This window comes from Frigoribacterium sp. ACAM 257, from assembly GCF_007954365.1.
Classification (GTDB): Bacteria; Actinomycetota; Actinomycetes; order Actinomycetales; family Microbacteriaceae; genus Frigoribacterium.
In genome coordinates this window covers 26,875-38,890 of record NZ_VOLO01000008.1, presented here as the reverse complement: position 1 = coordinate 38,890, position 12,016 = coordinate 26,875, and the positions used below count along the sequence as shown (strand labels likewise).

The window sequence follows — 12,016 nt, the reverse complement described above, 5'->3', positions numbered from 1 at the left end:
CGAACGCACGTTCGAACCCGGACCCCGGCGTGTCGAACACCTGATCGCCGACGACGCCAGGGCACCGGCCGGTCGCGCGGCTCGGCATCGCAGATCAGCGACGCGGCTCGGGCAGCCCGGCTCCGTGCCTGCGGGCGACGGGCACACCCTCCGCCTCGCAGAGGGCCAGCCACACGTCACGCGGCGGCACGCCTCGGCGGAGCGCCTCGTCGGCGGTCTCGTCGCCGAGCGACGAGAGGACGAGGTCGCGGGTGACGACCCGCCCGTACGCCTCGCCGAACTCGTCGTCGACCGCCCTGCGGAACTCGCTCTTGCGCATCAGTCGAGGGTACCCGCACGCCGAGACGCCCCCGACCCGGGTCGGGGGCGTCTCGGGATGTGCGGCACGACGGGCCGTGAGGTGACGGGCGTCAGCGCACGACCAGGTCGGTGTCGAACTCGGCGACCATGTCGTCGGGGAGCGTGTCGGGGATCGGGTTGAGGCCCTCGATGACGGCCATCCGGTCGCCCACCTCACGCATGATGACGGAGATCGGGGTCTCGAGCGCGTCTGCGACGGACGCGAGGATCTCGGAGCTCGCCTCCTTCTGCCCACGCTCGACCTCGCTGAGGTAACCGAGGGCGACGCTCGCCTTGCTGGCGACCTGTCGCAGCGTGCGGCCCTTCTGGAGGCGGAAGTCGCGGAGGACGTCGCCGATCTCTTGACGGACCAGAACCATGGGACCCCTCCTTGCGACGTAGGACCCACCGTGACGGGATTCAGGGGGTGGGTGATGAACACTGCTGTCGAACTGGGTGCAACTGTAGCCAGCCAGCTCTGTGTGACGCTTGTGAACTCGCCAGATGTAACGAGACCGAAACCCCGGCTATTCCCGGGGCCCCGTGAGCCAGTCGTGCAGCATCGACAGTGATTCGGAGACGGTCGCCGATCGGATGGTCTCGCGGTCGCCCTCGAGGGCGAGCCTCGTGACGCGGGCCTCGCCTCCTGCGCTCAGGGCGACGTAGACCGTGCCCGGCGCGTGGCCGTCCTGAGGGTCGGGACCGGCCACCCCCGTCGTCGCGAGACCGACGTCGGCTGCCTTCCCGTCGACCGCGAGAGCCCGTCGGACGCCGGACGCCATGGCGACGGCGACGTCGGGGTCGACGGCGCCCCTCGTCGCGAGCAGGTCGGCGGGCACGTGGAGCAGCGAGTTCTTCACCGGTGTCTGGTAGGCGACCACTCCCCCGACGACGACCGAGGAGGCGCCAGGGACGGAGACGAGCTCGGCCGCGAGCAGCCCCCCGGTCAGGGACTCGGCGACGGCGATGGTCAGGCCCTGACGGTCGAGCTCGTGCACGACCTGGGCCGCGGTGATCACGGCGTCCGGGAGTGCTTCACGGCGACCCGCACGTAGTCGGCGCCCGACACGAGCGTCGCGACCACGGCAGCCGTCATCACCACGGTGTTGAGGCCGTGCACCCAGTCGCCGAGGGGCACCCACAGCGGGAAGAGCGCCAGCGTCACCGCGACGGCCTGCAGCACGGTCTTGAGCTTGCCGCCGCGAGACGCGGGGATCACCCGGTCGCGGATCACCACGAAGCGGTACACGGTGATGCCGATCTCGCGGACGAGGATCAGCCCGGTCACCCACCAGGGCAGCTCGCCGAGGATCGAGAGCCCGACCAGCGCGCCGCCGACGAGGACCTTGTCGGCGATGGGGTCGACGATCTTGCCGAAGTCGGTGACGAGGTCGAGGCCGCGGGCGAGCATGCCGTCGAGGCTGTCGGTGAGGATGGCCACGACGAAGAGCACGGCGGCGGCGATCCGCAACGGGCCGTCGGCACCGTCGTCGACCAGCAGCCACGCGATGAAGAGGGGCGCCATCAGGATGCGGACGACCGTGATCACGTTGGCGATGTTCGCCGTGCTGGCGGGGCCCGCGCCACGGCTCGCGAAGCGTCCCCGCCAGGGGAAGGTCGCGGCCCGGGGCGCGTCGGGGGTTCTCTCGTCGGTCACGTCAGTCCCTGCCGGTCAGGCCCCAGGCGTCTTCCGACTCCTCGTCGCCGTCGACCTCGTCGTAGCCCCGTGTCATCTCGGCGACGGGGTCGTCGCCGTAGTCGCCCGCGCCGAGCGCTGCCGGCGCCGAGGAGGCGGCCGCGCCGCCCCGGGGCACGTCGTCGCCCTGCCCGCGCAGCTTGGCCAGCACGCCGGGAAGCTGTTCGTTGGTCACGAGCACGTCGCGCGCCTTCGACCCCTCGGAGGGGCCCACGATGTCCCGGGACTCCATCAGGTCCATCAGGCGCCCGGCCTTGGCGAAGCCGACGCGCAGCTTGCGCTGGAGCATCGACGTCGACCCGAACTGGGTGCTGACGACGAGCTCCGCCGCCGCGAGGAGCAGCTCGAGGTCGTCGCCGATGTCGCCGTCGATCTCTTTCTTCTCGACGACGGCGGCCACGTCGGGCCGGTAGTCGGGGCGCGCCTGGCGCGTGACGTGCGCCACGACCTCGGCGATCTCGGCCTCCTGCACCCAGGCGCCCTGGACGCGCATGGCCTTCGAGGCTCCCATGGGGAGGAAGAGCCCGTCGCCCTGGCCGATCAGCTTGTCGGCGCCCGGCTGGTCGAGGATGACCCGCGAGTCGGTGACGCTCGACACGGCGAAGGCGAACCGCGACGGCACGTTGGCCTTGATCAGGCCGGTCACCACGTCGACCGACGGACGCTGCGTCGCGAGCACCAGGTGGATCCCCGAGGCACGCGCCAGCTGGGTGATGCGGACGATGCTGTCCTCGACGTCGCGCGGGGCGACCATCATCAGGTCGGCCAGCTCGTCGACGACGACGAGCAGGTACGGGTAGGGCTTCAGCGAGCGGGCGCTGCCGGCGGGCAGGACGATCTCGTTCGCGACGACGGCGCGGTTGAAGTCGTCGATGTGGCGGAATCCGAAGCTGGCGAGGTCGTCGTACCTCATGTCCATCTCCTTCACCACCCACTGCAGCGCCTCGGCCGCCTTCTTGGGGTTGGTGATGATGGGCGTGATCAGGTGCGGGACGCCGGCGTAGATCGAGAGCTCGACCCGCTTCGGGTCGATCAGCACCATGCGGACGTCCGTGGGCTTGGCCCGCATGAGGAGGGACGTGATCATCGAGTTGACGAAGCTCGACTTGCCCGAGCCGGTGGCACCGGCGACCAGGAGGTGCGGCATCTTGGCGAGGTTGGCCACGACGTAGCCGCCCTCGACGTCTTTCCCGACGCCGATCGTCATGGGGTGGACGCTCTTGGCGGCAGCCCCGGAGCGGAGCACGTCGCCGAGCGACACGATCTCGCGGTCGGTGTTCGGGATCTCGACGCCGATGGCGCTCTTGCCCGGGATGGGCGAGAGGATGCGCACCTCGTTCGAGGCCACGGCGTAGGAGAGGTTCTTGCTGAGGGCCGTCACCTTCTCGACCTTGACGCCCGGGCCCAGCTCGATCTCGTAGCGCGTGACCGTCGGGCCGCGGCTGAAGCCGACGACCCTGGCGTCGACCGAGAACTGGCGGAGCACCTCGGTGATGGAGCGCACGATCTCGTCGTTGGCCTCGCTGCGCGCCTTGGCGGGCGGGCCGACGCTCAGCGTCGAGGCCGCGGGCAGGCGGTAGGGCGCGACGGGCGAGTCGTCCTCGACGTCGAGCGAGGCGGGCGCGGGCTCGTCGTCGTCGACGGCGAGGAAGTCGGCGGCGACGTCGCTCTCGCCGGGAGCGGCGGCGGAGGTGCTGGCCGGGACCGTGGAGGCCGGCACGGACGGCAGGACGCTCGTCGCCGCCGCTGAGGGGACGCCCCCGGCGCCATCGGCTGCTGACGTCGTCGGCGCGGGCTCGCCGTCGTGGAACGGGACGTCGATGCCGAAGGACCGCACCGCGTCCTCCGCCGCGTCGAGGTCGTGCAGCAGGTCGGCCTGGTAGACGTCGGTCTGAGCCTCGGCGGCTGACGCGCCGGCGTTCAGCGAGCCCGCGGCCGGGGCGTCGCCTCCGATCGTCGCACCGTGGTCGACGAAGACCGGGCCGGCAGCGCCGCGACGACGGGAGCCCCGTCCCCGGCGGTCCGCTCCGTCGTCGGCGGCGCTCTGGGTGAGGACTGGCGTGTCGTACGCAGGGTCTTCTTCGCGGCCGCTCTTGTTGCGGCGCCACCACGGCAGGGCGTCGGGCTCGCCGCCGTCGCCCTCGGCGGAGCCGTCGCCGGCCGTGGCCGCCCCGCCGTCGGCCGTCGTCTCGCCGAAGAGCCATCGGTAGAGGTCGCCGAGACGGTGGCCGATGCGGTTCGGCGGGGTCTTGGTCATGATGAGGAGGGAGAGCGCGAGCAGGACGATCACGACCGGCACCGCGACCCACTCGGTCGCCAGCATGACCAGCCACGACGCGACGAGCCAACCGAGGACGCCGCCGCCGGTCGCCAGGGCGCGCATGCCCTCGACGGCCTGCGGCTGGCCGCCGTAGATGTGGCAGAGCGCGCTGATCGACACGATCATCAGGCCGAGCCCGATGCCGATGCGCGTGTTGTCGTGGACGGAGGCCGGGTGCCGGAAGAGCCAGCCCGCGAAGAGGACCATGATGACCGGCAGGGCGTACGCGACCCGCCCGACGAGACCGCCGAACGTGTAGGCGTCGAAGCCGACGGCGATCGGGCTCGTGGGGTTCAACCACTCGACCACGGCCCCCGCGATCGCCAGCAGGACGAGGAGGAACGGGACGCCGTCGCGGCGCTCCGACTTGTCGAGCGACTCGCTGCCGAAGAGCCGGAAGGCGCCTCCGGTGACGTGTGCCAGGCCCATCCAGGCGGACGCGAGGACGCCGGGCCCTTCGTCGACGGGCGCGGGAGCCTTGGCGGCGGGCAGTTTCTTGGTCGCCGCGGTCGCGCCGCGGGCCGTCGAGGTGCCGGCGGACGCGCCGCGCCCCGAGCGCGAGCGCGCGGTCGACTTGGTGGGCGTGGCCATGCCCCGAGGCTACCGCCAGCCGCCGACGCCGACCGGAAGCGGTCGGCGCGGCGGGCCGGGCGCGGGACGAGGGGCTCAGTAGCGGATGGCGTCGATGACCTTGACCCGGACGGCCACCAGGGCGGGCAGGACGCCCGCCACGGCGCCGATCAGCGTCGCGGAGCCCAGGCCGATCAGCGCGGCGGTGATGGGGAACGGCGGCAGGTCGTCGACCGAGCCCTGGGCGATGAAGCCCTGCACTGTCGGGTTCTGCACCACGAGGACGGCGACCATGACGCCGACGGCGCCCGCGACCACGGTGCCGGCGACGCTCTCGAGCATGACGGAGAAGAACACCCGGGGCGCCGTGGCGCCGAACGACCGGCGTACGCCGATCTCGCGGATGCGCTGCCGGACCGTGACCAGCGCGATGTTGACGAGCCCGAGCCCGCCGAGCAGCAGCACGAGCACGCCGACGCCCGTGATGATCAGCTTGATGGGCTTGAACGGGTCGGAGTCGCCCGCGTACGCCGCGTAGTCGGAGCGGCTGACGTCGACCTGCACCTCGTCGCCGAGCGCCGCGGCGAGGTTGCCCTGCACCATCGTGCTCAGCTCGTCGCCCGACGACGGCGGCAGCCACATCTCGTACTGCGGGGTCTCGGCGTACCCGCCCTGCGAGAGGGGCACGAGGTCGAGGTCGGCCGACGGCAGCATGAACAGCCCCGGCGCCTCCTCGGCGTACTGCGCCGTCGTGACGCCCACGACGACTCCCGTCACCGAGTCCGTGCCGCTCAGCAGGAGGGTGGGGTGGGACGTGACCGGTGGGCGGCCGAGCGTGTCCCAGAGGGCCTCGTTCACCACCACGGCCGGTGCCATCCGCTGGTCGTCGCCCTCGACGAACCACGAGCCGTCCGCCATCGACACGCGGTGCATCTCGCCGTACTCGGGGTCGACGACCTGCGCCGAGACGTCGGTGAGGCCGCCGGGCAGCTGGACCGACCGCGTCGTGAAGAGGTTCTCCGACGCCCACGAGATGTCGTAGCGCGCCATCGTCGAGCGGAACTCGTCGTCGAACAGCACCGGGTCGAGCTCGGTCGCCCCCTGGCTGTAGGCCGACACCGTGTAGGTGGCGGGTCGCCCGCCCGACTTCTCGGACGACTCGCGCGTGGACTGCTCGGCGAGGCTGCCGAGCCCGACGACCGCGGTCAGTGCGGCCACCGCGACCGCGACCCCGATCAAGCTGAGCAGGACCCGGAGCTTGTTCACCCTCAGCTCTGACCAGGCCTCGACGAACGCGCCGACCACGCCGGAGAGCAGACCGCTCACGACGCGACCTCGGCGGGGGAAGGTGCCGGTGCCGACGAAGGGGCAGGAGCGTTCGAGGGGACGGGGACGGGCGACTCCGCCGGCACCAGGGCCGACGCTCCTGCGAGCCCGTTGCCCAGGCGAGCGGCGGACAGCACGCCCGAGTCGAGCGAGTAGTGCCGAGCGGCGAGGCCCGCCACGGCCAGGTCGTGCGTGATGGTGACGAGGGCGGCGCCGGTGTCGGACGAGATGTCGTCGAGGAGGCGCATGACCGTCGCCCCCGTCTCGATGTCGAGCGCTCCCGTCGGCTCGTCGGCGAGGATGACGCGAGGGTCGCGCACCAGCGAGCGCGCGATCGCCACCCGCTGCTGCTCACCGCCGGAGAGGCGGTGCGGCATGGAGTCGACGCGGTGCCCGAGCCCGACCTTCTCGAGCATCTCGGCCGCGATCGCCCGTCGGCGCCAGAAGCGACGTCCGCGGGCGTAGAGCAGCGGCGTCATGACGTTCTCGAGAGCCGTGCGCCCCTGCAGCAGGTTGAACTGCTGGAAGATGAAGCCCACCTGCTCGCCGCGGAGGCGGTCACGGGCCCCCGAGCGCATGCTGCTGACGTCGACGTCGTCGAACCAGTGCGTGCCCGTGGTCGGCGCGTCGATGAGACCGAGGATGTTGAGCAGGGTCGACTTGCCCGAGCCGGAGCGTCCGACGATGCTCACGTGCTCGCCCGCCTCGACGACGAGGTCGACCCCGCGCAGGATGTCGAGCGTCGCGTCGTCGGCGAGGGGGACCGTCTTCGTGACGGCCTCGAGCCGGATCAACGACATCAGCAGTAGACCTCTCCGGTCGTCGGGTCCACGCAGCCCTCCTGCGGGGCCACGGCGCCGGGGACGAACTGGAGGACCATGTCGCCCTCGACGAGACCGCCCGTCACCTCGACGGTCGTGCCGTCGTTGATGCCGAGCGTGATCTCCCGCTCCTCCTCGGCGCCGTCCGCGCCGACCACGGTCACGACGCCCTTGCCCGCGGCCCCCTCGACCGCGGTGAGCGGCACCGTGAGCACGTCCGTCGCGACGCCTGCCGGGATGGTCAGCTTCGTGGCCAGGCCCGCGAACACCGTGACGTCGCCCGGGACGGCGCACGTCACCGACTGCCCCGAGCTGCCCCCGGCCGTTCCGTCGCCGCCGTCGCCGGCCGTCGGGGCGCCCGACGCCGCGTCCGCGCCGCCGATCGAGAGGCCGGTGCAGGCGAACGGCGCCGGGCCGCCCTGGATGGACGCCGTGCCCTCGGCCGGGCGGCTGACCAGGCGGTACAGCTGATCAGCCGCCAGCGAGCCGGTGACGTGGAACGTCGGAGGCGCGACCTTCGCCACGGGATCGCCCACGGCGACCTCCTGGTCCTTGATGACGGGGAGCTCGGTGACGGTGCCCGCGACGGGCGACGTCACCTCCGCGGTCTTGACGATCGGGGCGCGCTCGGTGACCGTGCCGTCGGCCGCGACCAGCGCCTCCTGCGGGGTCTCGGAGCGCAGCGTGGCGACCTTGTCGCCCGCGGCGACGACCTGGCCCCTCTCGACGACCACGGTCACGACGGTGCCCGCGAGGGTCGCGGGCACCGTCGACGCGGCGTCGGCCTCGACCGCGGCGTCGACGGTCACGTCGTTCGTCACGGTGCCGACAGCCACGGCCACCTGGGGCTCGACGACCTCGCCGGTCGGGGCCGCGACGGAGCCGGTGGCCGCGTCGGGTGCCGCGAAGAAGGCGAGCTTGACCAGGGCGACGGCGATCGCGAGGAAGATCAGGATGCGGAGGATCGGGAAGATCCAGGTCTTGGCGACGCGCACGGGCGACTCCCCCTTCGGAGCAACGGACGGAACGTGCTCACCCTAGGAGCCCGACGACGACGGGGGCCTCAGCCGCACGGATGACATATCGGACAGGCTGAGGCCTCGCGCCGAACCGGTCAGGCGCCGATGACCACCGGCACGATCATCGGGCGACGACGGTGCTGCGTGTTCACCCACCGCCCCACGGTCCGACGGACGACCTGGCTGAACTGATGGGTGTCCCGGGTGCCGTTCTCGGCAGCCTCGGCCAGCGCCGCGAGGATCTTGGGCATCACGTCGTCGAAGACCCGTTCGTCCTCGGCGAAGCCGCGCGACTGGATCTCGGGCCCGACGACCACACGGCCCGTCGTGGCGTCGATCGCGAGGAAGACGGAGATGAAGCCCTCCTCGCTGAGGATGCGTCTGTCTTTCAGGTCGGCGTCGGTGATCTCGCCGACGGTCGAGCCGTCGACGTAGACGTAGCCGAGGTCGAGCTGGCCGACCACCTCGGCGACGCCGTCGCGCAGGTCGACGACGACGCCGTCCTCGCCGAGGATCGTGTTCTCGCGCGGCACGCCCGTGCGCTCGGCCAGGGCGGCGTTCGCGTAGAGGTGCCGGTGCTCGCCGTGCACCGGCATGACGTTCTTCGGGCGGAGCACGTTGTAGCAGTAGAGGAGCTCGCCGGCCGAGGCGTGGCCCGACACGTGCACCTTCGCGTTGCCCTTGTGCACGACCTTCGCACCGAGCTTGGTGAGACCGTCGATGACCCGGTAGACGGCGTTCTCGTTGCCGGGGATGAGGCTCGAGGCGAGGATGACCGTGTCGTCCTGCCCGATCTCGATCTGGTGCTCGAGGTTCGCCATGCGGGCGAGGACGGCCATCGGCTCGCCCTGCGAGCCCGTGCTCATGTAGACGATGCGGTCGTCAGGGAGGTCCTTCGCCTTCTTCGCGTCGATGAGGACGCCCTCGGGCACCACGAGGTATCCGAGGTCGGCCGCGATGCCCATGTTGCGGATCATCGACCGGCCCATGAAGGCGACCCGGCGGCCGTTCGCGTGCGCGGCGTCGAGCACTTGCTGCACGCGGTGCACGTGGCTGGAGAAGCTCGCCACGACAACCCGGCGAGGAGCACGACGGATGACGTCGTCGAGGACCGGGCCGATGTCGCGCTCGAGGGCCGTGAAGCCCGGCACGTCGGCGTTGGTCGAGTCGGGGAGGAACAGGTCGACCCCCTCCTCGCCCAGGCGGGCGAAGGCGCGCAGGTCGGTGATGCGGTCGTCGAGCGGCAGCTGGTCCATCTTGAAGTCGCCGGTGTGCAGCACGAGGCCCGCGGAGGTGCGGATCGCGACGGCGAGGGCGTCGGGGATGGAGTGGTTGACCGCGACGAACTCGAGGTCGAACGGGCCGAGCGTCTCGCGCCCGCCCTCTCTCACCGTCAGCGTGTACGGCTTGATGCGGTGCTCCTTGAGCTTCGCCTCGATCAGGGCGAGCGTCAGCTGCGAGCCGAGCAGCGGGATGTCCGCGCGGAGGCGGAGGAGGTAGGGCACCGCGCCGATGTGGTCCTCGTGACCGTGCGTCAGCACCACGGCGAGGACGTCGTCGAGCCGGTCGCGGAGGGGCGAGAAGTCGGGGAGGATCAGGTCGACGCCCGGCTGGTGCTCCTCGGGGAACAGGACGCCGCAGTCGACGACGAGCAGCTTGCCGTCGATCTCGTAGACGGTCATGTTGCGCCCGATCTCGCCGAGACCGCCGACCGGGATGACCCGGAGCGTGCCGTCCTCGAGCTTGCGCGGGGTCTTGATGGTCGTGGGCATCGTGTCCTTCGGGTCGAGGTGGGGCTCGTGCCCCGGGTGTCGAGGCCTCTGCCGGCCCGCGCGCGACGCCGTCAGCGCGTCGTGCCGTGCACCTTGGGCAGGGCACCGCCGGCCGCCGCGTTGCGGTCGGGGCGGAAGCGGCTGAGGTCGAGCCCGGGGATGTCGCCGACGTGCGAGAGCTCGTCCTCGATGAGTGCGGCCTCGCTGTCCTCCGGACCGACGAGCGGCAGGCGGACGCGGGGGCTCGAGATGCGGCCGAGGCCGTGCAGGATGTACTTCGCCGCGACCGTCCCCGGCACGTGCGTCATCACGGCGCGCACCAGCGGCTCGAGCATCTTGTGAGCTGCCGTGGCCGTGTGCAGGTCGCCTGCGTTCACGGCGTCGATCATGGTGCGGTACGGCGCGGAGACGATGTTCGCCGTCACGCCGATGAGGCCTGAGGCGCCGATCGACAGGTGCGGCAGCACGTTCGCGTCGTCGCCGGAGAAGTAGAGCAGGTCGGTCTGGTTGATGACGCGGCTGACCTCGGCGAAGTCGCCCTTCGCGTCCTTCACGGCGACGATGTTCGGGTGCTTCGCCGCTCGCAGCAGGGTCTCGTACTTGATCGGGATGCCGGTGCGGCCGGGGATGTCGTAGAGGATGACCGGCAGATCGGTCGCGTCGGCGATCATGCGGAAGTGCGTGAGCACGCCGGCCTGCGTGGGCTTGTTGTAGTACGGCGTGACGATCATGACGCCGTCGGCGCCGGCCTTCTCGCTTGCCTTGTAGAGCTGTATCGCGTGCGCGGTCTCGTTCGAGCCGCCGCCCGTGATGATCTTGGCGCGCCCCGCCGCGACCGACTTGCCGACCTCGACGAGCTTGAGCTTCTCGGGGTCGGTCAGGGTGCTGGTCTCGCCCGTGGTGCCGGTGACGACGATGCCGTCGGCACCCGCCGAGACGCAGTCGTCGATGTGCTTCTCGACCGCCGGCCAGTCGACCTCGCCGTCGGCGGTGAAGGGGGTGACGAGAGCGACGAGGACCTGCCCGAAGGGGTTGCTGATGTTCGACACGTCGACCAGCGTACTGTCTCGCCCCCGCACCGAACGCGTCGCCTCGCGCCGGCCGTCGTCGACGCCCGCCCGGTCAGGGGGCGACGCGGCCGTTCGTTCCGAAGGCGGCGTAGGTCAGCGGCATGAGCTCGGCCCAGAGGTCTTCCATCTTCTCGGCGCACATCTCGATCTCGCGCTGCGGGAAGGACGGGAAGTGCGTGCCCTCGCGCTTCGTGCGGAGGCTGAGGAAGTTCATCAGCGACCGGGCGTTCACGGTGACGTACATCGACGAGTAGATGTTGAGCGGCAGGACGATGCGGGCGACCTCACGGGCGACGCCCGCGTCGAGCATGCGCTTGTAGGCCGCGTAGGCCTCGCGGGAGGTGCGCTCGGTCTCGGCCCGGACGAGCTCGCTCTGCTCGGGCGTGCCGGGCAGGAAGTCGTAGGCGCCGGGCTTTCCCACCTGCTGCAGGTTGCGGGTCGCGGCGGGGACGTAGAAGACGGGGTTCAGCTCGCGGTAGCGACCGCTCTCTTCGTTGTAGCTCGCCATGCGGTGCCGCATGAACTCGCGGAACACAAAGATCGGCGCCTGCACGTAGAACGTCATCGAGTTGTGCTCGAACGGCGAGCCGTGCCGGTCGCTTCTGTCGACGGTTGGGTAGGTATAACTCAGAGCACCGGGCGACTTGGCACACGGACGCCGCTTTCGCGGCCGCTCACGGAGGTTGTCAGACGGGTCAGACGGGCTGAACTCTTCTTACCAACGCCGCTAGCTGAATCACCCGAGTGGGATTGGGCCGACGGAACGCAGCAACTTTGCCGGCTCTCGACTACTTCGTTTCGTCGCGATTCGCCGCATCGATCGGAATCTCGTAGAGCGATTTAGACAGCCTTGGCAAGTCAATGCCCACGGCATTCGCCAAATGGAACCAAGTCTTGATGTTCCCCTCCCGCTCACCATTCTCGAGACGCTGAACCGTACGCCGGGCGATTCCCGACCGTTCCGCGACCACGTCGTAGGTGAGCCCCTCCGACTTCCGCCTCGTTGAGAACGCAAGTCTCATGGCGGTCAGGTTCGGCTCTTGGGGAGTTGGCACTGCATTGACACTGGTGGCGCTACCGCTG

At 70.9% G+C, this 12,016-nt stretch carries 11 protein-coding genes and 1 pseudogene; all 12 read right to left on the bottom strand.

The genetic code is table 11. From position 1 onward, the window contains the following. Positions 1 to 94: 94 nt before the first annotated feature. The gene (locus tag ES689_RS14975; protein WP_146906303.1) at positions 95 to 319 is read right to left on the bottom strand and encodes a DUF3046 domain-containing protein; all 225 of its coding nucleotides are present in this window, start codon (positions 317 to 319) and stop codon (positions 95 to 97) included. Between the two features lie 91 nt (positions 320 to 410). Continuing rightward, on the bottom strand, positions 411 to 719 hold the full coding sequence (locus tag ES689_RS14970) for a helix-turn-helix domain-containing protein (protein WP_123548700.1): 309 nt from the start codon (positions 717 to 719) through the stop codon (positions 411 to 413). A 147-nt stretch (positions 720 to 866) separates the two neighbouring features. Continuing rightward, positions 867 to 1,358, bottom strand: a complete 492-nt coding sequence (locus tag ES689_RS14965) for a CinA family protein (RefSeq protein ID WP_146906301.1) — start codon at positions 1,356 to 1,358, stop codon at positions 867 to 869. Next, positions 1,355 to 1,996 (bottom strand): CDP-diacylglycerol--glycerol-3-phosphate 3-phosphatidyltransferase, encoded by a 642-nt coding sequence (pgsA, locus tag ES689_RS14960; RefSeq protein WP_146906299.1) that lies wholly within the window; start codon positions 1,994 to 1,996, stop codon positions 1,355 to 1,357. Before pgsA ends, ES689_RS14965 begins: the two co-directional genes overlap by 4 nt. A 1-nt stretch (position 1,997) precedes the next feature. Next, positions 1,998 to 4,946 carry a DNA translocase FtsK gene (locus tag ES689_RS14955; RefSeq protein WP_146906297.1) on the bottom strand — a complete coding sequence of 983 codons (2,949 nt, stop codon included), beginning with the start codon at positions 4,944 to 4,946 and terminating at the stop codon, positions 1,998 to 2,000. A 75-nt stretch (positions 4,947 to 5,021) separates the two neighbouring features. Beyond that, entirely contained in the window at positions 5,022 to 6,251 is a 1,230-nt protein-coding gene (locus tag ES689_RS14950) for an ABC transporter permease (protein WP_146906294.1), read from the bottom strand. Continuing rightward, positions 6,248 to 7,051: an ABC transporter ATP-binding protein gene (locus tag ES689_RS14945; protein ID WP_146906292.1), complete on the bottom strand. Its 804-nt coding sequence runs from the start codon at positions 7,049 to 7,051 to the stop codon at positions 6,248 to 6,250. Before ES689_RS14945 ends, ES689_RS14950 begins: the two co-directional genes overlap by 4 nt. Then, positions 7,051 to 8,067: a biotin/lipoyl-binding protein gene (locus ES689_RS14940; protein ID WP_146906290.1), complete on the bottom strand. Its 1,017-nt coding sequence runs from the start codon at positions 8,065 to 8,067 to the stop codon at positions 7,051 to 7,053. The genes ES689_RS14945 and ES689_RS14940 overlap by 1 nt, the downstream gene beginning before the upstream one ends. Before the next feature lie 119 nt (positions 8,068 to 8,186). Beyond that, positions 8,187 to 9,863 carry a ribonuclease J gene (locus ES689_RS14935; protein WP_146906288.1) on the bottom strand — a complete coding sequence of 559 codons (1,677 nt, stop codon included), beginning with the start codon at positions 9,861 to 9,863 and terminating at the stop codon, positions 8,187 to 8,189. A gap of 71 nt (positions 9,864 to 9,934) precedes the next feature. Then, positions 9,935 to 10,912: a 4-hydroxy-tetrahydrodipicolinate synthase gene (gene dapA / locus ES689_RS14930; RefSeq protein ID WP_146906286.1), complete on the bottom strand. Its 978-nt coding sequence runs from the start codon at positions 10,910 to 10,912 to the stop codon at positions 9,935 to 9,937. Positions 10,913 to 10,985: 73 nt separating this feature from the next. Next, positions 10,986 to 11,531 (bottom strand): annotated as a pseudogene (thyX, locus tag ES689_RS14925) (FAD-dependent thymidylate synthase); the annotation flags it as partial. 190 nt (positions 11,532 to 11,721) lie between these two features. After that, a complete protein-coding gene (locus ES689_RS16165; RefSeq protein WP_146906282.1) occupies positions 11,722 to 11,955 on the bottom strand; it encodes a helix-turn-helix transcriptional regulator in 234 nt (77 codons plus the stop codon). Positions 11,956 to 12,016: the final 61 nt, after the last annotated feature.